The organism is Undibacterium sp. TJN19 (assembly GCF_049339485.1).
Lineage (GTDB): Bacteria > Pseudomonadota > Gammaproteobacteria > Burkholderiales > Burkholderiaceae_D > Undibacterium.
In genome coordinates, this window is the sequence record NZ_JBMPPL010000003.1 from 223,319 (window position 1) to 246,544 (window position 23,226).

The window sequence follows — 23,226 nt, forward strand, 5'->3', positions numbered from 1 at the left end:
TATAAGCTTAAAAAAACACTTAAGTCGGACTGTTGCAATGCATCATAAACCAGTTTTAAAAATTTGTGGCTGAGCAGAACAATTGCGTAACTTGTTGGTGTGAATTAATGTTAAATTATTGATTTATGTGCAATGCTTTCTTGTGGAAAACTTGGGATTCAAGCTATTTTGAGAAAATAGACAAGGCATCTGCTGGTATAAATACAAGATGCTCTGAATTCGCAAATTTTAATCTGCGATTGCAGCATGTCGAGAGTGCAGATGCGGCGACAGATCAGGAAATTTTCAATACGTCCGACATGGGCCTGTTTTGAAAATATCCTGTTCATGTTGGTAATCGACTGGAATAAAAATTGTAAACCGCATCCAGATGCAGAAGTAGATAACGGGTACTGATACGAAGTCAGGCTCCATTTTTTGATTGCATCATTTCTTTCTGAAGAGCCGAGCAGAATGAGTAAAGACAGTTCCCCAACAGAAATTCACTGGCGCGATCGTTGTCTCGATGCACTGGATTTGATGCGCGACACACCAGCAGATGGTCGTAAGATTGCTGCTGAAATGCGTCAGCAGGAACAGGTCAGGGCGAACCCTGCGGCAGTCATCGCTGCGGATCTGATTGATGCCTTCGCCAATTACTTTGATGGTGACATGGAGGCGGCAGCGCCTGTATTTGAGCGTGCAGCGACGCTTTTTGAGTCCGTAGATGAATATGAAGGTATGGCATTTGCCCTGTTCGGCACCGTTGCCGTATGGCGTAGACGTGGCCAGATACAGGAAGCCTACGCACTTTGCCACGCACGCATCGTGCCGGCCCTGCGCATGCGCGTCAGCCGTGTTTCCATCGTGGTTTATAACACTCTTGGCATCTTGTCTCAAGAGTTGGGCTATACCGAAGAAGCGATACGCCATTTCTACACAGCCCTGAATGATGCACGGGCATTGCAGATACCCAACCGGGTGGCGCAGGTTACGGCCAACCTGGGTGAAATTTTCTATGTCAGTGGCAATGCAGAAGACGCAGAAATTTTATTGCAGGAAGCCCGTGATATTGCCATCAACTCAACCGAACGCTGGCTGGCACCGTTTGTGTCCACCATGCTGGCCTTGTGCAAGGTATCACTGGACAAGTATGAAGACGCCTATCAAACCATTGCCACCTATATAGGCGATATCAAAAGCGGACAGAATTCAGACAATGCCAGCAGGACTTTCTGCCTGTCGGTAGCGGCTTATACGCTGGCAATGCGCGGGCAGCTCGAAGAGGCCGACAAGCTCAGCGCCACAGCCATGAGCCTGCTCGACAGTTTTGAAGATAAACATCTGAAGCCCTATAGCTGGTGGGTCAGCGGCCATTTGCACCGTTGTCATAAACGTTATCCTGAGGCGATACGCGATCTGCGTTTTGCCGTCAGTGAAATTGGTGGTAACGGTTATATCTACATGCCATTGAGGGCAATTAAGGAACTATCTGAGATTTTTACCGAGCTCGAAGACTGGAAGGAAGCTTACAACGAACAAAAGCGCTACCTCGATTTGTTCGCCAAGGCGCAAGGGCTGGCAACCCGGGTGCATGTGCAGACTCTGCATATCAGAAATGAGTTAAAAGAAGCTGAACTCGCTCGACGCATGGCAGAGCGTGGCATGGTCGAGCGCAGGCAACTGGAAGATGAGTTAAAACGCATACTGGCAGAGCGTGAAACCATACTGGAGAATTCCATTGTCGGTATGGTGTTCCTGAATAACCAGGGCCGTGTGCAGTGGGTAAATACACCTTTGTGCCAGATTTTTGGTGTTGAGCGCAGCCAGGTGCTGGGTTCCTCGCTGGAACCGTTTTATGAGTCGCGCGAGGCCTATCTGGAGTCAGGTGCCGCAGTCAATCAATCTGTACTCAGAGGGGAAGCCTATGAGACTGAACTCAAGATGTGTCGCAGCGATGGCGATGTTTTCTGGGTACATTTTTCCGGGCGAGCGGTTGATAAAAATAACCTGAACCACGGTACGGTGTGGGTGGTAATGGATATTTCAGCACGCCGCAAACTGGAAGCAGACCTCAGTAAATCCGAGCAGCATTACCGTCAACTGATCAACAATGTCACCGAGGGTATCCTGGTGGTGCAGGATGGCCTGATTGTATTTGCCAATCCGCGCGTACAAAGTTTGACAGGTTATTCTGCAGAAGAATTGGGGCAGATTTCATTTATCACGGCGATTTATCCCGAAGACCGACCCATGGTCATTGATCATCACACGCGCCGCCTGCGTGGTGAAGTGGTCGAGCAGTATTATCATTTTCGCGTTGAGAATCACAGCACCCGCGCACTGATCTGGGTGGAGTTGTCGGCAGTCATGATCGACTGGGAAGGTCGACCTGCGACCCTGTCCTTTGTATCGGACATCACACAAAGAAAATTGTTGGAATCCCAGCTCAAGGAAAGCATGGCAGAGCAGATACGCCTGCAAACCCTGCAAATGCAAAATGAGCTGAAAGAAGCAGAAATGGCGCGTCGCCACGCAGAAGAAACGACGGAAGCGAAATCCATGTTCCTGGCGAACATGAGTCACGAAATACGCACACCCATGAATGCAATTATTGGCATGGCACATCTGGCTTTAAGGACAGATTTGAATGCCAAGCAAAAAGATTATGTCGAAAAAATCCACAAAGCGGGTATCTCCCTCTTGGGGATTATTAACGACATTCTGGATTTTTCAAAAATCGAAGCGGGTAAGTTAAATATTGAACAGGTCGATTTCAATCTCGATGATGTGCTCAATAATATTTCTGCTGTCACGACAGACAAGGCGGATGAAAAAGGTCTGGAATTTCTGTTCCGCGCTCCGCCGGATATACCAAGGTATCTGAATGGTGATCCTTTGCGACTGGGTCAGGTATTGATCAACCTCATCAATAACGCCATCAAGTTCACCGAAAAAGGTGAAATTTACGTCACCTGCAAGATGCTGGAAATGTTGAACGGCAAGGTTAAGCTGAAATTTGAAGTGCGTGACACTGGCATAGGCATGAGTGAAGAACAGTCAGATAAATTGTTCCGCCCCTTCAGTCAAGCCGACGAATCCACTACGCGTAAATTTGGCGGCACTGGTCTGGGTCTGTCTATTTCCAAGGGTATGGTGGAATTGATGGGAGGTGAAATCGCACTGAGCAGCCAGGCTGGAACTGGCACCTGCGTGCATTTTACCGGCTGGTTTGGTATCGCTCAGCCTGTCGTCCAGCGACAAGTGGTGCCGGGTGCCATCAATGGCATGCGTTTGCTGATTGTTGATGATAATGAAGCCGCAGCGGAAATACTAAAAGAAATACTTTCTGAATTGCCTGTCGAAATCGATGTGGTCACCAGCGGTGCAGCGGCATTGGATGCAGTGCGCGAATGCAATCACACCAGGCCGTATGGCGTGTTGTTTACAGATTTACGCATGCCGGAAATGGATGGCCTGGAGTTAATTACCTATCTCAAGCGGGATGGATCATTGCAGCCGATACCACTGACAGTGCTGGTCAGTGCACATGGCCGGGAAGAGGTCAGTTATCGTGACGATATCGCCTTGCCTGATGGATTCCTGACCAAGCCGGTCAATGCGTCAACCCTGGTTGATTGCATGGTCGAATTATTTTCCAGTACCAATTACACCATACCGAGCAATCATGGTGCGCTGGTGCCGAAATACACTGATCTGCGGGTCTTGCTGGTGGAAGATAATGAGATTAACCAGCAGATTGCGCGGGAGTTGATGGAAGCTGCGGGTATCGCTGTCGATATCGCCGATAACGGCAAGATTGCCATCGACACTTTGCGTCGTGCCGGTCCTGATTATTACGGGGTGATTTTCATGGATGTCCAGATGCCTGAGATGAATGGGCATGAGGCGACACGGTTGATCCGCGCAGACAATAGTTTTGATGCACTGCCTATCGTGGCGATGACGGCGCATGCGATGGTAGAAGAGCGGGAATTATGTTTTGCATCCGGCATGAATGCGCATCTGGCCAAGCCCATCAATCCCAAAGAGCTGTATCACGCCATTTCGCACTGGTGCCAGGATCATGTATCGGGTAATAATTTCGATATGGTGCAATTGCCTGCACAAGATGCCGGTAATACCCTGTTGATCGATGGCATCGATGTGGAAGAAGGTCTTAGTCGCACTTTGGGTAACCGCTCATTTTATCTGGAGCTGTTGTCACGGTTTTGCGATGACCAGCGCAATGTCATTGATCATATTCGCACGGCGCTGGGTGAGGGTGACAGTCTGCTGGCCGAGCGACTTGCACATACCCTCAAGGGCGTCGCCGGCCTGATAGGGGCCAAGACAATACAGCCTTTTGCGGCTGAACTCGAGCAGATGTTGCACGATAAGGCTGACCTCTCACTTTTGAACCCGGTACTCGACGAAGCTGCAGAAAAACTTTATGCAACAATTGCTGCAATTGACCAAGTATTGGCGCTGGAAAAAGCACACAATAAATCAGAGGTAAAAGTGCCTGAGCTGGTCGCTGTCGACCACGATACCATGCAGGATTTGCTGGTCAAATGTTGCAATCTGTTGCGAGATTACGATGGCGAGGCAGTGGACTTGCTGTTAGAGTCAGGTGAAATCATTGCCAATGCATTTGGGGTTGAGGTGCAAAAGCAGATTATGCGGGCCGTCAGGCAGTTTGATTATGATGCGGCATTATCCTTATTAAGCAATAACGCGAAAAACCTCGGTTATGAAATACTTTGATTTAATGAGCCATTGTGGGCTGTCTGACACTGCAAGAATGCGGGGTCATTTACTTGCTGTCGAGGTCAGAGATGAATGAAGCATTCGATCATAATTCCAAGCAAGTCGTCCTGATTGTTGACGACACGCCAGATAATATTTCCCTGCTGTCAGGTTTGCTGAAGGATCAGTACAAAATCAAGATTGCGACCAATGGTTTGAAGGCGCTGCAAATTGCCTCCAGCCTACCCGGGCCTGACCTGATCCTGCTTGATGTCATGATGCCGGAAATGGATGGCTATGAGACTTGCCGCCGTTTGAAAACAGACCCTTCCACAGCAGATATACCCATTATTTTTCTGACGGCCAAAAGTCAGGTGCAGGATGAAGAAATGGGTTTGCGCCTGGGGGCAGTAGATTACATCAGCAAACCGATCAGCCCGCCTATCGTCCTCGCACGTGTAGCCACACAATTAAACCTGGTGCGCGCCCGGCATTTATTGCAGGACCAGAACAAGCATCTGGAAACGCTGGTGCAGGACAGGACCCGCAAACTGGCCAAGATGCAGGACGCCATTATCATGGCGATGGCTTCACTGGCAGAAACGCGCGACAACGAAACCGGAAATCATATTCGCCGTACCCAGAATTATGTGGCTGCGCTTGCCAGGCGTTTGCAAAATCATCCACGCTTCGTCAACGACTTGAGCGATGAAAACATAGATTTACTGTATAAATCAGCCCCTTTGCATGATATTGGCAAGGTCGGCATACCTGATAACATTCTGCTGAAACCAGAGAAGCTGACTTCAGACGAATTTGAAATCATGAAGCTGCATACCGTCTATGGTCGCGAGACCATTTTGTCGGTAGAAAAATATCTGGGGGAGAGTAACGAGTTTTTGCGTTTTGCCCGTGAAATCACTTATTCGCATCAGGAAAAGTGGGATGGGTCTGGTTATCCTGAAAATCTCGTGGGTGACGCCATTCCTGTCTCTGCGCGTTTGATGGCGGTTGCAGATGTCTATGATGCTCTGATCTCCAAACGGGTCTATAAGCCTGCATTTAGCCACGAAGAAGCGATTTCCATCATGCGCAAGGGGCATGGCAGTCATTTTGATCCGGATATCCTGGATGCCTTCCTGCAAATTACCGACGAATTCAGTCAGATTGCGAATCAATTTAAGGAGTCTGACAGTGAAGTGCCCCTGAATTGATCATGTGCCCAAGCGGGAGTGATGCAAAAGTCAGGGCCGTAGACCAGTCCGAAAAAAAAGCGCAAAGAATTTCTTTGCGCTTTTTTTCTGCTCAGTCCCGACTGCGGTTTTAATCGAAAACCGGCGTTTCCACACCCAAAATCTTGTGCAGTTTTGGTGAGGTGGTGGTGTACTGCATATGAATTTTCTTGTCAGGGAAAATATAGGGTGCAGCACCAAACGCTGCCAGTGCAGCTTCATGGAAGCCGGACAGGATCAGTTTTTTCTTGCCTGGGTAGGTATTGATATCACCAACGGCGAAAATGCCAGGTACATTGGTTTCGAACTTCTCGGTGTTAACCACTTTCAATTGCTTGCGTTCGATATCCAGACCCCATTCGGCGATAGGGCCGAGTTTTGGTGACAGACCAAAGAACACCAGCAGGGTATCGAGTGGCATGCGGCGTGTTACGCCATCAGCACCGGTGACCTTGATTTCTGACAGTACGTCGTCTTTGGTTTCTATGCCGGTTACCTGGCCTATGGTCAACTGCATTTCATAGTTGTCGCACAGTTCTTTCATCTTGGCGACAGAGGCCGGTGCAGCACGGAAATCTTCACGGCGATGTAACAGCACGACAGATTCAGCCTTGCCAACTAGATTCAATGCCCAGTCCAGCGCAGAATCGCCGCCGCCGCAAATTACCAGGTTTTTACCGTGGAACTGGCTGGGGTCTTTAACGCGATAGAAAACCTGTTTATTGTCAAAGGCTTCTATGCCTTCCACTTTTAATGTGCGTGGCTGGAATGAGCCCACACCGGCAGCAATGAAAATGGTTTTGGTAATAAAACGTGTGCCTGTCGAGGTTTCGAGATTGAAGCGGCCATCTTCACGGCGTTCAACCAGCGTTACTTCCTGACCCAGATGGAAAGTAGGTTCAAACGGCTCGATTTGCTTTAACAGATTGTCGGTCAGTTCCTGACCGGTACAGACAGGTACGGCTGGAATATCATAGATCGGTTTGTCAGGGTACAGTTCTACGCACTGACCGCCAACAACCGCGAGGGAATCAATGACGTGCGCTTTGATTTCCAATAAGCCCAATTCAAATACTTGAAACAGGCCAACCGGGCCTGCACCAATGATGACAGCATCTGCTTCAATAACAGCAGTTGCCTGATTAGTTTGTTTGTTTTCCATACGACGAGATGTTTCCTGATAATGCTTAAAATGAATTGAGCCGCCATGCGATTGCGAGTCACGCCGGGATTAACGCTCCAGATATTGCAATTTGTCTTTCGTGTCTTTCCAGTCATCAGCATCTGCCAGCGGTGCGATGGTCTTCGTAATCGAAGGCCATTTACGCGTCAGGTCAGCATTGATTTTGATGAACTGTTGTTGATCTGCCGGCACATCTTCTTCTGCAAAAATGGCATTGGCAGGGCATTCGGCAACGCAGACTGCACAATCTATGCATTCATCCGGATCAATGACCAGGAAATTGGGGCCAACGCGAAAGCAGTCCACCGGGCAGACATCAACGCAATCGGTATAACGGCAGCGGATGCAGGATTCGGTCACAACGTGGGTCATAACAGTCCAATCTAAACTAAAAATTCGGGGTTAAGCACAGCAAAAGCGCTGAAAACAGGCATAAAGCTGCAAAGCCTTGTATTTTAAGGCAATTTAGCAGTTCTCACAAATCAGGCTTATATAGTTTGCGCATAAGCAAATACAGTCGCGTGAAACAGCTGCGTCAAGTAATTTCCCGTGACATGCGCTGACGCCCCGCATGCAGCATGCCTGATTATGCGCCATGCGTACCTGGCCTGGCTTGATATGCATCATCGCTTATGAAAATTGTGACAGTTTTTCTTGTCATGATGAAAATTATTGATGGCACCTAAATCGCGTAAAAAAACCTGCGGAGACACGTTACTATGTAGACCATCCGGATCGCGCGAGGCAAGCAACTGAAAAAAGGCTGAAACCTGGCTATGCCTGTCGCATGATTTTGCTTGTCTGAAAAATACTAAAGAGGTAATTAATGAAACCAGCAATTTTGGTCGTTCGTGCTATTTTCCCAGAAGTGCTTGAACGTTTATCCGTCCATTTTGAAGTCGAATCTAATCAGGACGATGTGATTTTCTCCCCATCTGAATTGGCGGCCCGCTTGAAAGGTAAAGCTGGTGCGCTGGCAACGGCCAGTGCCAGGATCAATACAGAATTATTGCAACAATTGCCAGATCTGAAGATGGTCGCCAGCATGGCTGTAGGTTATGACAATATTGACCTTGCCGCATGTACCGCACATGGTGTCAAAGCCAGTAATACACCTGAGGTGTTAAATGAAACCACGGCCGATTTCGGCTGGGCCTTGTTAATGGCAACGGCCAGAAGGGTCACCGAAGCCGAGCACTGGTTGCGTGGCGGACAGTGGAATAAATGGCGTTATGATTATTTTCTTGGCCCCGATGTGCATGGCTCTACCCTGGGCATCATTGGTATGGGCAGGATAGGGCAGGCCATCGCCAGGCGGTCTTTGGGCTTCAATATGAAGGTGATTTATCACAACCGGTCCAGGCTCAGTACAGAGCAGGAACTGCATGCCAATCATGCCCAATATGCAAGCAAGGAAGAGTTGCTGGGCAAGGCCGATCACGTGATCCTTGTTTTGCCCTATTCAGCGGCATCGCATCATACGATAGGTGAAGCAGAGCTGAAGCTGATGAAGCCCACGGCCACCCTGGTGAATCTGGCGCGCGGCGGGATCGTCGATGATGTCGCTTTGATTGCGGCATTGCGCGAAAAGCGTATTGCAGCAGCAGGTCTGGATGTGTTCGAAAATGAACCCAAATTCCACTCTGACTTTTTGACGCTGAAAAACGTGGTGCTGACACCGCACATCGCCAGCGCTTCTGAAGCAACCAGAAGAGCAATGGCGAACCGGGCGGCAGACAACCTGATTGCCGGTTTAAGCGGGCAAAACCCGCCAGACTGGCTTAATCCTTGAGGGAGTTGATCAGATCCACATATTCCTGCATGGCTGCTTCTTGCGTCTTGCCTTTCAAGTCTGCCCATGCGTCGAATTTGGCACGGCCGACAAAATCGGTCATGCCTGGACGGTCACCAGTGGCATCGCCATTGCTGCCTTGTTTGAACAAAGCATAGATTTTCAGCAATGTCATATTGTCCGGCCGTTCTGGCAGGTTTTTGGAATCGGCCAACGCTAGTGTAAATTGGTCTTGCAGGCTCATTGTAGTCTCCGGTACGGTTATCGTTAGAAAAAACGGGAAGACGCAAAAAATAGCATGAAGACAAACCGTGCGCCCAGATTTGCGCTAGAGGTTTTCTTCCAGCGCGTAGGTCATTCGCCAGTGTCAGTGCAAAATAGTCGGCTCGGCACCACAGCAGGATTTATATTTCTTGCCGCTACCACAAGGGCAGGGGTCATTCCTGCCTACTTTGGGTGACTCGCGCTTGACGGTAGTGACACCAGACTTGCGCAACGGCGCCCAAAAGCGGCGTATGGTCGGGATGGATGCTTCCAGCGTCAATGCCAGTTGATGGCATTTTTCTGGTGTATCGACAAATTTGATTTCTTCTTCTTCGATTTCTTCTGCGCCCAGCAAATAGATAGGTTGCAGCAAGGGGCCGATTTCTTCGGATTCCCAAGCGGCTTCCCAGGCTTCTTCACGCAATTGCATGCCTTCCCAAAAACCCCAGGCCCAGGTTTCGCCATCAATGAGTTCTTTGCCATTTTGTTCCATGATGCAAAAAAGCGGCTCATATTCTTGCGGCGCAACCTCGAAAGTGATTTGTATCTCATTCATGAAACGGGCGATCAGGCCAGTAATGCGCTGCATTTCCTGGTCATTCTTGAATTTCGGTTCACCTTCATCTGGCAGACCCCAGACTACTGGCAGCCATTCTGCCATCGGTATCATTTCCGGTCCCAATGCAATGGCGGTCAGATAGCCATGCAAGGCGTCCATGGTCATGCCATCATCACCGACCTTATCCGACATCAGGAATTTGTCGAGTTCATTGAATTCTTTGTCGCTTAGCGGTTCGTCGAGGTGCATGGTGTGGCTCTTGAAGGTAAATATGAAAATATCGGCAGTTTAGCGCTTTGTTTGCTGGCTGTGCAGGACTTTTGCGCTATACCAGCCTGACGCCACGTACAATGGTGGACATGACAGATATCACTTACCCAGTTTCGTTTGCCGGATTAACACCCGAGCTCGTATTAGATGCCGTTGAAAGTAACGGTTTGCGCAGCGATGGCCGCATGATTGCCTTGAATAGCTATGAAAACCGGGTTTATCAGATCGGCATTGAAGACGATGTGCCGGTGATTGCCAAGTTTTATCGTCCCTTGCGCTGGTCTGATGCGGCGATACAGGAAGAACATGGTTTTGTGCAGGAATTATCAGCACATGAAATTCCAGTAGTGGCTGCCTTGCCTGCCCCTGAAGGGCATACCCTGCGCCATTACCAGGGGTTTCGCTATTCCCTGTTTGCCAGACAAAGCGGCAGGGCGCCTGAAACCGGTAACTCTGCCACACTCGAATGGCTGGGGCGTTTCATTGGCCGCATTCATGCCGTAGGTGCTTGCGCCAGCTTCCATGAGCGGCCAACCCTGAATCCGGAAAATTTTGGGCAGATTCCGCGTGCATGGTTGCTTGAACATGACTTCATCCCCCCTGATTTGCTGGCTGCTTATCAAAGTGTCAGTCAACAGGCGCTGGATGGCGTGCGACGCAGTTTTGCGCGTGCCGGCGATCTGCAACAACTGCGCCTGCATGGCGACTGTCATCTGGGTAATGTATTGTGGCTGGAATCTGGCAGCCAGGCCGGGCCGCACTTTGTTGATTTTGATGATAGCCGCATGGGGCCAGGTATCCAGGATTTATGGATGCTGTTATCGGGAGACCGCAGTGAAATGCAAGGGCAGCTCGGCGATATCCTGGCGGGGTACGAAGATTTTTTTGAATTCGAACCGCGCCAGCTCTACTTGATTGAAGCCTTGCGTACCTTGCGCCTGATCCATTATTCGGCCTGGCTGGCGCAGCGCTGGGATGATCCCGCATTTCCTGCGGCTTTCCCCTGGTTTAACACGCAGCGATATTGGCAGGACCGCATTCTGGAATTGCGCGAACAGGTCGCTTTGATGGATGAGCCACCGTTGTGGCCGGTATGATGAAATTTATGCTCGCTATCGTGAGAAGTCGCTTCGTAGACAGTCTCATCCTGTAAAATCTCGGCAAATTTAAAACTAGGATGGAAAAGCATTATGACGCAAGATGAATTGAAACTGGCCGTTGCCCAGGCGGCGATCACTTATGTGCCAGAAAAGGCCATTATTGGCGTTGGCACAGGTTCAACCGCCAATTTTTTCATTGATGAATTGGCAAAAATAAAACATAAAATCAAGGCAGCCGTTGCCTCTTCAGAGGTGACTGCAGCGCGCTTGCGTAGTCACGGCATTACTGTACTTGATTTGAATGAAGTCAGTTCCATGCCGGTCTATATTGATGGGGCAGACGAAATTACACCGCAAGGGGCGATGATCAAAGGTGGCGGTGCCGCTTTGACGCGGGAGAAAATTGTTGCTTCCGTTGCAGAAAAATTTATTTGTATTGCTGACGGTTCCAAACTGGTCAATCTGCTGGGCAAATTTCCGTTGCCGGTCGAAGTGATTCCCATGTCACATGCCGTGGTAACGCGAAAACTGAATGCCCTGGGTGGTGATGCGCGGCTGCGCATGAAAGACGACCAAGCCCTGCTGACTGACAATGGCAACATGATACTGGATGTGCATGGTTTGCAGATTGCTGATCCAGTGGCGCTGGAAACGACCATCAACAACATCGTTGGTGTGGTCACCGTTGGCCTGTTTGCGCAACAAGGCGCGAATGTGTGTTTGCTAGGTACTGCCGAGGGTGTCAAGACTTTGCAATTTTGATGTGTGACAGACAGACACGCAGGCAGGCATAAGTGATAAATTAATGATAAGCACATAACAAACAACCCGCACATGCGGGTTGTTTGTTATGTGCGAAGAAGAAACGACAATGTCTTATTCTGTTGGTGGCACATAGCCTGTTGCTGCATCGGCACCATCGCCGAAGAAATGTTTTTCCATTTGGGTAGCCAGATATTTGCGTGCGCGGGTATCGGCCAAATTCAAGCGGTTTTCATTCACCAGCATGGTCTGATGCTTGAGCCAGGCAGCCCAGGCTTCTTTCGACACGCTTTCATAAATTCTTTTACCCAACTCACCAGGGTAAGGGGGAAAATCCAAGCCTTCAGCTTCTTTATCTAATTTAATGCAGTGGACCGTACGGGCCATGGTGTTGCTCCTTGTTGTCTATCTTTAAAACTGGCTGAATGCACCAAAACGGGCTCAATTATAAGGCCTTCAAACCAGAGTTGCTTAGAGTTGCTTGACCAGCACCAGGGATTTACGTTGCCAGTTATACATTTTTTGCCTGTCTTTCGGTAAATCATCCACTGAAGCGCTGACAAAGCCGCGTTTCAAAAACCAGTGGGCAGTACGGGTAGTCAATACAAACAGGCTGTGGAAGCCGGCACGGCGGGCGCGTTTTTCCATGTGCTTCAAAATTCTTTCACCGTCACCCTGGCTTTGTACTTCGGGGTTGACTGTCAGGCAAGCCATTTCCGCCATTTTTTCGAATGGGAAAGGGTATAGGGCTGCGCAGCCGAAAATGACGCCATCATGCTCAATGACAGAGAAGTAATTGATCTCACGTTCTATCAGTTCACGTCCGCGTTTCACCAAGGTGCCATCGGCTTCCAATGGCTCTATCAGTTTGATGATGCCGCCGACATCTTCAATTGTGGCCTCACGCAGGCTTTCCAGGTTTTCAGAAGACACCATGGTACCCACGCCATCATGGGTAAATAACTCCAGCAGGGCAGAACCATCCATCTTGTAGGGAACGATATGTATCCGTGGCACGCCACCACGTGAAGCCTTGATCGCGTGTTCAAGATAGAATGCAGAATCAGCTGGTAAATAGCTGGCTTTTAGTTCTTGCTCAGCCTGCACAAAAGACAATTCGCGTATCTCATCATCATCCTGATCCACCATCATTGGTGTTTCGGTGATGAAAATTAATTTGTCAGCACGCAAGGCCGTAGCAGCCGAGACCGCTACATCTTCCATCGTCAGGTTGAAGGACTCGCCGGTTGGTGAAAAACCCAAAGGACCAAGCAAGACCAGATTGCCAGCATCCAGAATGCGGTCTATGGTGTCGTAAGCAACTTTGCGGGCAATACCGGTCAATTGAAAATCAACACCACCAACGATGCCTATGGGTTTGGCCGTGACAAAATTGCCTGAAATGATACGTATGGCTGAGTGTGCCATTGGTGTATTTGGCAAGCCCTGGCTAAATGCAGCTTCAATATCGAGGCGCAATTCACCAGCAGCTTCCTTTGAACATTCCAGGCCAGCCGTATCGGTAATGCGTATGCCATTGTGGAATCGTCCTTCGACATTGCGCAAGGCCAACTGCTCAGCCACCTGCGGGCGCGAGCCATGCACGATAACGATTTTGATGCCAAGCGCATGCAAAAGCGACAAATCCTGTGCCAGCACAGGCAGTGCGCCTGCCATGACGAGCTCGCCAGGAAACGCGACCACAAAGGTCTTGCCACGAAAGGCATGAATATACGGTGCGACCGAGCGCAACCATTGAACGAATTGAACGGGATTTTCCATCTGCCAATTATAATCTGAGACGCGAGCGCAGATGTTTGCACAATGTGGCCGAATTCCCACATTGTGGTAACGAGGTGTAAAAAGCAAGTGAAAAAATGGGTTTTGACCAGCTTCTCAACCTGGACATCATTCAATGTGTTGACGAGGTGCGAATTTTCTCCAGTTTGCTGAGGTACAAATCACGGGATTTACGCGTCGTGCTATTGTCTTTGGCCAATATCAATTCATCGGTGGCCTCGGGCATTTCTCCTAAATTCAAATGCGCCAGTGCAAGCCATAAATGGAATTCGTCATAATTCGGATCACGTGTGATTTCTTTTTTAAACAAGGTTTTGGCCTCTTTGAAATCTCTCTTTTCCATGGCAGCCAGACCGCGATTAAAAAAATAGAACGGCGGGTAGGGTTGCAGTTTTTCCAGACGACTGGCGTATGTCAGCGCGTCTTGCGGGCGATCTGCCTTGCGTAAGGTTTCGACCAAATTACTCAGGGCCATCGTGTTGTCAGGCTCTTGAGCCAGAATTTGTTTGAAAACACTTTCTGCCAAAGCCAGATCGCCATGCTGGCGATAGACTACGCCCAAGGTATTGTAAGCAACAAGAAAATGGGGGTCAGCTTGCAATGCTTCCCGGGCAAACCAATACGCATCGTTAACCTGATGCTGGGCCATTAATTCTGCTGCGCGGTTATTCAGATACATGGCGATGACGGTCTGCTCGCCAATGATTTCACTACGCTGACCGCGAATCTCGCTTGGAGGAAGAAAATCAATAATCATGGAAGGATTATATTCATTCCCATATTGCGACAAAATGGGTCTTTTTCCCAAGACAATATTGACGTGGCCAGATGAGAAATACATCTCATTGGTGCGGCTCCATGATTCACTGAGCATCACGTTTTGATATTGCACATTCAAGCCCAGTTCTTTTGCCAGGGAGGCGGTCATCAGTACCAATGAAAGGCAGTTGCCTGACCTCGCCTGGAATGCCTGTGCCGCATTTCGTGTCATCTCTGCATCATATTCCAGCTGGATTTGATTTTTTGCTGAAAGTGCATCGAACAGTGCCCGTTGCGCTCCCTTTTTGAGTAATTGCGGTGAGACTTCATTTTGAAGATATCGCGTCATTTCTTTGCTGACGGCCATCACCTGGCTGGCATCTATCGACGTTGACGGAGGGGCAAAGCCCCGATCATTAAATTGTAGATTGCCTAACTTTTGCGTCGACTGACTGGCGCAGGCGGTTAGTAGGCTGGCGAAAAAAAGACATATCCAGAATTTCATATGACCTCCACGTGCAATTGTACGGAAAGGGAATTTGAGATGGGCGCTGCCAGTTTTTAGTATAGTGTAAATTGCAGAAAAAATCGTTTATCTTAATTCTCAAATCGCATTTAATTGCTTCATGTCGCCAGAACGCATTGACTGCATTTTTGTTGTTGTATGGCGGCTAATAACTGAATGATCGTATGGCTTCACTGCCCATGTCAAAAATCTGGGATAATGCGCAGCGCTATGTCTTCAAATCAAACACCTAAAAACTCCCCCAGGAAAGCACCGCCCACCACGATAGATGGTTTATCGGGTTTGCACGGCCTACGTCAACAATTGCGTGAATCTGCCAGCGTACCGGTGCCGCCGGCAGCGGAAGTAAGCATGTCAACTGGCGGTACACAGGCGCGAGCGCCACGCCAGCGCGTACCAGCGGCAGATGCAAACCGGCGTCATGTGCAAAACGAAGCCAAACCTGGGCGACGGGATAATCAGAAAGGCGCTCAGCAGCATGCTGAGCGTGCCAGGCCAGCGGCCGTCAAGACTGAAGAACCCAGCCTGCCGTTTCGCCATCCTCTGCCAGCCATTATTTTTCCTGAAGAATTGCCGGTGTCGGGCAAGCGTGCTGAAATTGCCGAAGCCTTGCAAAAACACCAGGTCATCATTGTCTGTGGTGAGACCGGTTCAGGCAAAACTACGCAATTACCTAAAATTTGCCTGGAACTGGGGCGAGGGCAAAAAGGCCTGATCGGTCATACCCAGCCACGGCGTATTGCCGCATCGTCAACGGCAAAGCGCATTGCGCAAGAATTGAATTCGCCGCTGGGCGAGCACGTCGGCTTTAAAGTGCGGTTTACCGATACCCTGAGCAAAGGTGCCTCGGTCAAGCTGATGACAGATGGGATTTTGCTGGCAGAGACGCAAACCGATCCATTGTTGAAGCAATATGACACCATCATCATCGATGAAGCGCATGAGCGCAGCCTGAATATTGATTTCCTGCTCGGTTACCTGAAGCAGTTGCTGCCAAAACGCCGTGACCTGAAGGTGATCATCACTTCAGCCACTATTGATGCACAACGCTTTGCCAATCATTTTGCTGACAGCCGTGGCGCAGAACCCAAACCTGCACCTGTCATTGAAGTGTCAGGCCGCCTGTATCCGGTAGAAGTACGTTATCGCCCGATACAGGATACGGAAAAAGACAAGGAGCGCGATTTGATGACGGCCATTACCGATGCCGTTGATGAATTGTGTCGCGTGGGTTCGGGCGATGTGCTGGTATTTTTGCCAGGCGAACGCGAGATTCGCGATGCCGCTGAGGCCTTGCGCAAACATCATCCGCCGCATGTGGAGATTTTGCCCCTGTTTGCGCGACTGTCAGCACAAGAGCAGGAGCGGGTATTCAAGACCTCCAATGCGCGCCGCATCGTGCTGGCAACCAACGTAGCTGAAACCTCGCTGACTGTGCCAGGTATACGCTATGTCGTTGATGCCGGTCTGGCACGCGTCAAGCGCTATAGCTACCGGAATAAAGTCGAGCAGTTGCAGATAGAGGCTGTCGCCCAGTCTGCTGCCAATCAGCGTGCCGGTCGTTGTGGTCGCGTTGCTGCTGGTGTCTGCATACGTTTGTACGATGAGCAGGATTATCTGCTAAGGCCAAAATTTACCGAGCCTGAGATTTTACGCTCGTCACTGGCGGCAGTTATCTTGCGCATGAAGTCTTTGCGCCTGACCGATGTTGAAACTTTCCCCTTCATTGAGCCGCCACCTGGCCGGGCGATTGCTGACGGCTACCAGCTCCTGCAAGAACTGGGGGCGATGGACGAAGTCAATCAGTTGACGCCGGTAGGCAGGCAATTGGCAAAGCTGCCTTTGGATCCAAGGGTAGGGCGCATGATTTTGGCTGCGCGTGACAACCAGGCCTTGCAGGAAGTGTTGATCATTGCTGCTGCCTTGTCTGTGCAAGATCCGCGTGACCGTCCCATGGATGCGCAGGCTGCTGCGGACATGGCGCACAAGAAATTTGCCGATGAAAAATCCGAATTCCAGTCTTACCTGAAAATATGGTCATGGTTTGAAGATGCCATCGAACATAAAAAGACGAATCGCCAGTTGCAAGACAATTGCCGCGCCAATTTCCTGAGCCAGATGCGCTTGCGCGAATGGCGTGAAGTACATTCGCAATTGCTGACCATCATCAAGGAACAGGGCTGGCGTTTGAATGAAGCGCCGGCGACTTATGAACAATTGCACCTGTCATTGTTGACAGGTTTGCTCGGCAATATTGGCTACAAGTCAGATGAAGAAGCGCATTACCTCGGTGCGCGTGGCATCAAGTTTTATATCTGGCCAGGTTCTACTTTGGTTAAAAAAGCCGGGCGCTGGATCATGGCGGCTGAACTGGTCGATACCACACGACTGTATGGCCGCTGCATCGCCCAGATCAATCCTGAATGGCTGGAGAAAATCGGCGGACACCTGCTGAAAAAATCCTATGGTGAACCACGCTGGGAAAAACGCGCCGGACAGGTATCCGCCTTTGAACGCGCCACCCTGTATGGCCTGGTCGTGTATAGCCAGCGCCGCACCCAGTATGGGCTGACGCATCCGGCAGAAGCACGGGAAATGTTCATACGCGATGCCCTGGTGGAAGGCGAGTTTGATACGCGCGCACCTTTCTTTGCCTATAACCAGAAGCTGGTGCGTGAGATTGAAAACCTCGAACACAAATCACGCCGCCTGGATGTGCTGGTGGATGAAGAGCTGATTGTCGCCTTTTATGACCAGCTATTGCCTGCCGATGTGTATAACGCTGTGTTGTTTGAGCAATGGCATAAGGAAGCAACAATAACCAGTCCAAAGCTCCTCTACCTGAACAAGGATGAGTTGATGCGCCATGAGGCAGCAGGCGTCACGACGGATTTATTCCCCAAGACCATGCAGGTTTCAGGTGTGGCCTTGCAGCTCAGCTATCACTTTGAACCAGGCAGCCCTCGCGATGGTGTGACGCTGACCGTGCCTTTGTTTTCACTGAACCAGGTATCTGCCGACCGTTGTGAATGGCTGGTGCCGGGCATGTTGAAAGAAAAAGTGCATTTACTGATCAAGTCGCTGCCGCAAAAAATACGCCGCCATTGTGTTCCCCTGCCAGAATATGCAGGGGGCTTCTGTGAGCGTAATGATTTTGGTAAAGGTAATTTCCTTGATGCCGTGATTGCCGATATCCGGGAGCAAAAAGGCCTGTTATGCAAGAGCACTGATTTCAAATTTGAAACCGTACCTGTGCATCTGAGCATGAACTTCAAGGTCGTTGATGAACATGGCCGTCAACTGGAAATGGGGCGCAACCTGGCAACGCTGCGCGCAGAATTTGGTGGTCAGGCACGTGAAAGTTTTCAGCGTATTGCCAGTGCAGAGAAACTAGCTTTACTTGATGCTGGTGCAGTAACTGCACCAGTCAATGCAAAACAAAATTCGCTGGCAGATGCAAAGACGCTTAAGTCACAGCAAAGCATTACTGCGCCCACACCAGTCATCAAACAGGAAAACCTGACGGCCTGGACTTTTGACAGCCTGCCAGAATTGCTGGAAGTGCAGCAAGGCAAACAGACCCTGATCGGCTATCCTGCTTTGGTAGATAAGCTCACGCATTGCCATATCGAAGTCTTTGATGACCCCGATGAGGCGGCACGTGTGCACCGTACAGGCTTGCGCCGACTGTTCGCCTTGCAATTGAAAGACCAGGTCAAGTTTTTGGAAAAAAATATCCCTGGTTTGCAGCAAATGGGGATGCAGTTCATGACGCTGGGTTCGCAAGAGGAATTACGTGACCAGATCATACAAACTGCCATCGACAGTGCCTGTCTGCAAAATCCCTTGCCTTCCAATTCCGGTGAATTCAATAAACGCAGGGAAGAGGGCAAGGCCAGGCTGAATTTGCTGGCCAATGAAATTGCCCGCATGGCCGCACAAATTTTGGCAGAGTATCATAGCCTGCCAAAAAAATTACAATGTATCAAAGCGCATGCGCAAGCCGCAACCGACATGCAGGCGCAATTGCAATCGCTGGTGACGAAACGCTTTATTGCGGACAATGATTTTGCCCAGCTCGCGCATTTCCCGCGCTATCTCAAAGCAATTACCGTGCGTATGGACAAGCTGCGTGCCGACCCTGCACGTGATGTCAAACTGATGGCAGAGTGGAATAGTGTGGCCCAGGCATGGCAGCGCCATCCACGCAAGACAGGTGTTGATGCTGACCCCAAATTGCTGGAATTTCGCTGGTTATTGGAGGAATTGCGGGTATCGTTGTTCGCACAGGAGTTGCGTACACCCATGCCAGTGTCTGTGAAGCGTCTGCAAAAAGTGTGGGAGAGTTTGCAGCGATAGCGTGGCCGCAGGCAAAGCTTTTTTTCTTGTTGTATGCTAAAGGCAGTATCAGGTCAAGGGATCTGATACTGCCTGCTTTTTTATAGACGTGCTGAAATTCATGAATCATAAATTGAACCCCGCAACAATATTTTTGCTGGTTATTCCACCTTTACTATGGGCCGGGAATGCTGTTGTCGGGCGTATGATCCACGAAATGGTGCCACCGATTACCCTGAATTTCATGCGCTGGGTATTGGCTTTCCTGATACTTTTACCTATGGCTTACCGCATTTTTCGCCGTGGCAGCATGCTGTGGCTGAACTGGCGGCGTTATGCCGTGCTGGGTTTGCTGGGAGTGGGTCTTTATAATGCCTTGCAATATCTGGCTTTGCAAAGTTCTTCGCCAATCAATGTCACCCTCGTGGCAGCCAGCATGCCGGTGTGGATGCTGTTGGTAGGCAGCTGGTTTTTCCAGGCGAAAATTACACACTGGCAAATGGCTGGCGCTAGTTTGTCTATCGCTGGCGTACTGGTCGTACTGAGTCGCGGTGACATGGCGCATTTGTTGGCGTTACGCCTGGTGTCGGGCGACCTGTTCATGATCATTGCCACGATTACCTGGTCGGTATATAGCTGGTTGCTGACACGTGGCAATGACGATGATTTGCGACGGCACTGGGCTGATTTTTTATTGGCGCAAGTGAGCTTTGGGGTTCTGTGGTCTGCGGCATTTTCTGCGCTTGAGTGGACTGTGACGAGCCCTGTCATACACTGGAACCCTGCTTTGCTGGCTGCCTTGGCCTTTGTCGCAATCGGACCCGCAGTCATTGCGTTCCGGTGCTGGGGCGCAGGTGTGCAACGGGTCGGACCCAGCGTGGCAGCTTTTTTCAGTAACCTGACACCTTTGTTTGCGGCACTGATGTCATCCGCTTTCTTAGGTGAAACACCCCACCTCTTTCATGCGCTGGCCTTTTTACTCATCGTTGGCGGCATCATTTTGTCATCGCGCCGCTGAAAAACACGTAAAACCAGACTGGGCTGATTCAAAGCGGGTCAGCCACGCCTATCGGCGCCGGGCTGATATTAACAATCGTAGAGAATAAGTCTTCATATTTGCAACGTTCACCTGCCTCATCAAGCTTTTGACGGTTTTGCATGAATGCTGCATCCACTTCTTTCCAGTCCATATTGTTTAAAACCTGCCTGGCGACCGGAATAATTTCTTCCTCTTCCTTGCGCATGTGCTTGAAGTAAAACATTACATATTGTTCCACCAATTCACGAAAATGCGGAAAGGCAGCGGTGCCGGCAAATTCATAATCGAGCAAGGCAGTCTGTAAGCGGTGTACCAGCAGTTCTCCCTGCATATGTTGTTCACTCAAGGCATCGAGTTCAGCATCAAGCTGATGTGTTCTCTCCTTGATTTTGGCAAACAGATACTTATCTTCTTTGGGATGATGTACTTTTTCAGGGTAGGCCATGATGTAATAAAGCATGGCGCGAAACACTTTTAAATCTGGCGCCTTGCCACCATTGTCTATTTGCTGGACAAAATAACGCATGCCTTGAATGACGGCCGACAGGTGTTCATGCTCATCCCGGATGATGTTTAAAGAGACAGGGTAGGTAGTTCTCATGATCAGGATTTGCCTTCCGACTATTTTTTTCTAATGTACTACCTGGAAAATCTACTCTGTTGACGAGGATCAAAAGTGATCAAGGGTAAGCTGTAAATATTGTGACAGAAAATAAAAAGCCCGCTTGCCATCAGGTAAGCGGGCCTGCAAGCTGAAGCAGGATTTATTTGCTGGTCAATTCTTTCAAGAGTTCTTTGGCATCGTAGATTTTGTCCATGGCTTCCAGTATGCCACCGCTATGGACTGCAACCGCACGGTTAGTGCGGCCGTCAAACCAGAATGCACCACCGAGGGAATGGATATTGCCGTCAAAAACCAGGCCTACGATTTCCCCGTTTTTATTGATGATGGGGCTGCCAGAATTGCCACCGATGATGTCGTTGTCGGTAACAAAGTTATAGTGCTGTTGCAAATTCATGCGGTTTTTTGCATTGTGCCAGGATGCAGGTAAAGCAAATGGGTAGGCTCCGGTATCGCGTTGGAAAGCCCCACCAAAATTGGTAAAAGGTTTAACTTTCTCTTCACCAGTTTCCCAGCCTTTAACCTGGCCGTAAGATATGCGCAGTGTCCCGGTGGCATCTGGGTAAACACTGGTACCTGATTGCGCAAAGCGCGCCTGGGCAATCAGTTCAGAATTTTTTTGAACAATAGCTTGCACTTCCTGTTCCATGCGTTTGCGGTATAGGCGTGATTCTACGTCTATAGCCAGGGCCAGTTTGATAAATGGGTCATCTGATTGGGTAATCGCTTCCTTGCCACCATCCCACAATGATTTACGATAGGCGATATCGGCCAACTTGGTATTGTCTATCAACTTGTCGGCTAACTGTTCTGGCGATAATTTGCCTAAAACCTGTTTGACGAAAGCATGATCGACACCCAGGTCCTCACGCATTTTACTGAGGGAATGCGTCAGCTTTATTTTTTCAAATTCAGGATAGATAGGTGCTTTTGAGAACAGTGATTGCTGCAATGCTGGTAGTCGCGTATCGGTAAACTCGGGGATGCGGTTTTGATTTGGTTTGCTTCGTTCATCTGCTGCGCGAACCAGGTTGCGGGCTATGCGGAAATAATTGCTGGAAAATGCACTGCTACCCTCGGTCATTCCGTTCAGCTTGAAAAGTGTGCGGTATTTTTCCTGCGCTTTGGCAATTTCATCCCAGGCGTTACCGATTTTTTCCTTCAGTTCGGGTCTGGAGTCAACATATTGGCGCAGGCTGGCTTCTTCTGCTTCCTTGCGTTTGATAAATTCCGGATTTAGCAGGGTTTGCAGTTTGCCTATACCGGATTTATAGCTGTTTTCAAGACCGAACAAGGTTTGATCGGCAGTACGTGCTGCTTCCGGGCTGGTTTTGCGGTATTGGCTGATAACGCCACGTAATTCGGCAGAATGCTGCAAGCCGTCAATCAGGCCCAGGTCGCGCAGGGTAATCAATTGCGCCATGGTGAACTGGCGTTGCGTTGAACCGGGGTGGCCAGTGACAAAAGTCAATTCTCCGTCTTGTGGGCCAGTCTTGTTGAAGGGGAAGAAGTTCTTGATTTCTGCCGGTTTGCCGTTTTCGTAAACCCGCAACATCGTAATATCGAGGTCATAACGTGGAAAATTGAAGTTGTCGGGGTCGCCGCCGAAGAAGGCAATGGCTTTTTCAGGTGCCCACACCAGACGGGTATCAGCATAGCGATGATATTTGTACAAATGGTAGCGCCCACCATGATAGAGATCGACGATATCGCAACGAGTTTTTTCTTTATCTTCACCAACACATGCGCCGGTAAGCTTGGCATTCATGGCATTTTGCGCCTGCTTGAATGCGGCGCCTTCCAGCCCTGCGGTCGCTTTCTTGATTTCTTCTGTCACATCGGTGATTTCTTCCAGCCGGTTTAACTCCATTGCCGGGCAAGCCTGTTCTTCTTCTCGCTTTTTGGCTAGGAAGCCATTGGCCACATAGTTTTGCTTTGCTGTCGATAATTGTTCTATACAGCCAGACGCGCAGTGGTGATTGGTCATGACCAGGCCATCTTTGGATACGAAAGATCCGGAGCAGCCAGGCAGTTTGACTGAGCTGAGCATGGTATTTTTAATCCACTCTGCACTGGGTCTGAAGCCATATTCGACCTGCATTTTATCCAACGGCAGGTTATCCAGCGTCCACATGCCTTCTGCTGCGTACGCTAGCCCTGGAAGAGTCAGGGCAAGAAACAAGAATTTCTTTTGCATCATGATGTTCGTCTCTGTATTAAAAAAATGTGCGCATTCTTGACCAAGCGATGCG

Annotated in this window: 16 protein-coding genes; 7 read left to right on the forward strand and 9 right to left on the reverse strand. The window is 49.6% G+C overall.

The annotated features are described in order from the left end of the window. Positions 1-453: 453 nt before the first annotated feature. Positions 454-4,746: a response regulator gene (locus tag ACO0LH_RS12405; RefSeq protein ID WP_422941398.1), complete on the forward strand. Its 4,293-nt coding sequence runs from the start codon at positions 454-456 to the stop codon at positions 4,744-4,746. A gap of 71 nt (positions 4,747-4,817) precedes the next feature. Then, complete coding sequence (locus ACO0LH_RS12410) at positions 4,818-5,942, forward strand: HD-GYP domain-containing protein (RefSeq protein ID WP_422941399.1); 1,125 nt, start codon at positions 4,818-4,820, stop codon at positions 5,940-5,942. Between the two features lie 109 nt (positions 5,943-6,051). On the opposite strand, the gene ACO0LH_RS12415 is transcribed toward ACO0LH_RS12410, so the two are convergent. Together ACO0LH_RS12415 and fdxA are read right to left on the reverse strand one after the other, a co-directional pair. Next, positions 6,052-7,122 (reverse strand): NAD(P)/FAD-dependent oxidoreductase, encoded by a 1,071-nt coding sequence (locus ACO0LH_RS12415; protein ID WP_422941400.1) that lies wholly within the window; start codon positions 7,120-7,122, stop codon positions 6,052-6,054. A 69-nt stretch (positions 7,123-7,191) separates the two neighbouring features. After that, positions 7,192-7,515: a ferredoxin FdxA gene (fdxA, locus tag ACO0LH_RS12420; protein WP_422941401.1), complete on the reverse strand. Its 324-nt coding sequence runs from the start codon at positions 7,513-7,515 to the stop codon at positions 7,192-7,194. A gap of 454 nt (positions 7,516-7,969) precedes the next feature. Between fdxA and ACO0LH_RS12425 the strand changes: the two genes are divergently transcribed. Continuing rightward, positions 7,970-8,935 carry a 2-hydroxyacid dehydrogenase gene (locus ACO0LH_RS12425; RefSeq protein WP_422941402.1) on the forward strand — a complete coding sequence of 322 codons (966 nt, stop codon included), beginning with the start codon at positions 7,970-7,972 and terminating at the stop codon, positions 8,933-8,935. Here the strand turns inward: ACO0LH_RS12425 and ACO0LH_RS12430 are convergent. Both ACO0LH_RS12430 and ACO0LH_RS12435 read right to left on the reverse strand, forming a co-directional pair. Further along, positions 8,925-9,179 (reverse strand): acyl-CoA-binding protein, encoded by a 255-nt coding sequence (locus tag ACO0LH_RS12430; protein WP_422941404.1) that lies wholly within the window; start codon positions 9,177-9,179, stop codon positions 8,925-8,927. The genes ACO0LH_RS12425 and ACO0LH_RS12430 overlap by 11 nt on opposite strands. Positions 9,180-9,302: 123 nt before the next feature. Continuing rightward, positions 9,303-10,007, reverse strand: coding sequence for a UPF0149 family protein (locus tag ACO0LH_RS12435; protein WP_422941405.1), 705 nt, complete (start codon positions 10,005-10,007; stop codon positions 9,303-9,305). Between the two features lie 110 nt (positions 10,008-10,117). On the opposite strand from ACO0LH_RS12435, the gene ACO0LH_RS12440 reads away from it, so the two are divergent. Continuing rightward, a complete protein-coding gene (locus tag ACO0LH_RS12440; RefSeq protein WP_422941604.1) occupies positions 10,118-11,125 on the forward strand; it encodes a serine/threonine protein kinase in 1,008 nt (335 codons plus the stop codon). A gap of 93 nt (positions 11,126-11,218) precedes the next feature. Further along, positions 11,219-11,890 carry a ribose-5-phosphate isomerase RpiA gene (rpiA, locus tag ACO0LH_RS12445; protein WP_422941406.1) on the forward strand — a complete coding sequence of 224 codons (672 nt, stop codon included), beginning with the start codon at positions 11,219-11,221 and terminating at the stop codon, positions 11,888-11,890. Between the two features lie 114 nt (positions 11,891-12,004). Here rpiA and ACO0LH_RS12450 read toward each other — a convergent pair whose 3' ends face one another. From ACO0LH_RS12450 to ACO0LH_RS12460, 3 genes are all read right to left on the reverse strand, one after another. Then, positions 12,005-12,277, reverse strand: a complete 273-nt coding sequence (locus ACO0LH_RS12450; protein WP_110253792.1) for an oxidative damage protection protein — start codon at positions 12,275-12,277, stop codon at positions 12,005-12,007. An 84-nt stretch (positions 12,278-12,361) separates the two neighbouring features. Further along, positions 12,362-13,672: an amino-acid N-acetyltransferase gene (gene argA / locus ACO0LH_RS12455; protein WP_422941407.1), complete on the reverse strand. Its 1,311-nt coding sequence runs from the start codon at positions 13,670-13,672 to the stop codon at positions 12,362-12,364. Positions 13,673-13,802: 130 nt separating this feature from the next. After that, positions 13,803-14,798: a tetratricopeptide repeat protein gene (locus tag ACO0LH_RS12460; protein ID WP_422941408.1), complete on the reverse strand. Its 996-nt coding sequence runs from the start codon at positions 14,796-14,798 to the stop codon at positions 13,803-13,805. Positions 14,799-15,185: 387 nt separating this feature from the next. On the opposite strand from ACO0LH_RS12460, the gene hrpA reads away from it, so the two are divergent. Together hrpA and ACO0LH_RS12470 are read left to right on the forward strand one after the other, a co-directional pair. Next, a complete protein-coding gene (gene hrpA, locus ACO0LH_RS12465; protein ID WP_422941409.1) occupies positions 15,186-19,334 on the forward strand; it encodes an ATP-dependent RNA helicase HrpA in 4,149 nt (1,382 codons plus the stop codon). A gap of 100 nt (positions 19,335-19,434) precedes the next feature. After that, positions 19,435-20,331, forward strand: a complete 897-nt coding sequence (locus ACO0LH_RS12470; protein WP_422941410.1) for a DMT family transporter — start codon at positions 19,435-19,437, stop codon at positions 20,329-20,331. 28 nt (positions 20,332-20,359) lie between these two features. Here the strand turns inward: ACO0LH_RS12470 and ACO0LH_RS12475 are convergent, their stop codons facing one another. Together ACO0LH_RS12475 and ACO0LH_RS12480 are read right to left on the reverse strand one after the other, a co-directional pair. Then, entirely contained in the window at positions 20,360-20,953 is a 594-nt protein-coding gene (locus ACO0LH_RS12475) for a hemerythrin domain-containing protein (protein ID WP_422941411.1), read from the reverse strand. Between the two features lie 163 nt (positions 20,954-21,116). Further along, on the reverse strand, positions 21,117-23,174 hold the full coding sequence (locus tag ACO0LH_RS12480; protein ID WP_422941412.1) for a S46 family peptidase: 2,058 nt from the start codon (positions 23,172-23,174) through the stop codon (positions 21,117-21,119). Positions 23,175-23,226: the final 52 nt, after the last annotated feature.

Excerpts from the sequence above, each read along its gene's own strand:
- ACO0LH_RS12405 (WP_422941398.1), top strand. The coding sequence starts at position 454 with ATGAGTAAAGACAGTTCCCCAACAGAAATTCACTGGCGCGATCGTTGT.
- ACO0LH_RS12410 (WP_422941399.1), top strand. The coding sequence starts at position 4,818 with ATGAATGAAGCATTCGATCATAATTCCAAGCAAGTCGTCCTGATTGTT.
- ACO0LH_RS12415 (WP_422941400.1), bottom strand. The coding sequence starts at position 7,122 with ATGGAAAACAAACAAACTAATCAGGCAACTGCTGTTATTGAAGCAGAT.
- fdxA (WP_422941401.1), bottom strand. The coding sequence starts at position 7,515 with ATGACCCACGTTGTGACCGAATCCTGCATCCGCTGCCGTTATACCGAT.
- ACO0LH_RS12425 (WP_422941402.1), top strand. The coding sequence starts at position 7,970 with ATGAAACCAGCAATTTTGGTCGTTCGTGCTATTTTCCCAGAAGTGCTT.
- ACO0LH_RS12430 (WP_422941404.1), bottom strand. The coding sequence starts at position 9,179 with ATGAGCCTGCAAGACCAATTTACACTAGCGTTGGCCGATTCCAAAAAC.
- ACO0LH_RS12435 (WP_422941405.1), bottom strand. The coding sequence starts at position 10,007 with ATGCACCTCGACGAACCGCTAAGCGACAAAGAATTCAATGAACTCGAC.
- ACO0LH_RS12440 (WP_422941604.1), top strand. The coding sequence starts at position 10,118 with ATGACAGATATCACTTACCCAGTTTCGTTTGCCGGATTAACACCCGAG.
- rpiA (WP_422941406.1), top strand. The coding sequence starts at position 11,219 with ATGACGCAAGATGAATTGAAACTGGCCGTTGCCCAGGCGGCGATCACT.
- ACO0LH_RS12450 (WP_110253792.1), bottom strand. The coding sequence starts at position 12,277 with ATGGCCCGTACGGTCCACTGCATTAAATTAGATAAAGAAGCTGAAGGC.
- argA (WP_422941407.1), bottom strand. The coding sequence starts at position 13,672 with ATGGAAAATCCCGTTCAATTCGTTCAATGGTTGCGCTCGGTCGCACCG.
- ACO0LH_RS12460 (WP_422941408.1), bottom strand. The coding sequence starts at position 14,798 with ATGACGCGATATCTTCAAAATGAAGTCTCACCGCAATTACTCAAAAAG.
- hrpA (WP_422941409.1), top strand. The coding sequence starts at position 15,186 with ATGTCTTCAAATCAAACACCTAAAAACTCCCCCAGGAAAGCACCGCCC.
- ACO0LH_RS12470 (WP_422941410.1), top strand. The coding sequence starts at position 19,435 with ATGAATCATAAATTGAACCCCGCAACAATATTTTTGCTGGTTATTCCA.
- ACO0LH_RS12475 (WP_422941411.1), bottom strand. The coding sequence starts at position 20,953 with ATGAGAACTACCTACCCTGTCTCTTTAAACATCATCCGGGATGAGCAT.
- ACO0LH_RS12480 (WP_422941412.1), bottom strand. The coding sequence starts at position 23,174 with ATGATGCAAAAGAAATTCTTGTTTCTTGCCCTGACTCTTCCAGGGCTA.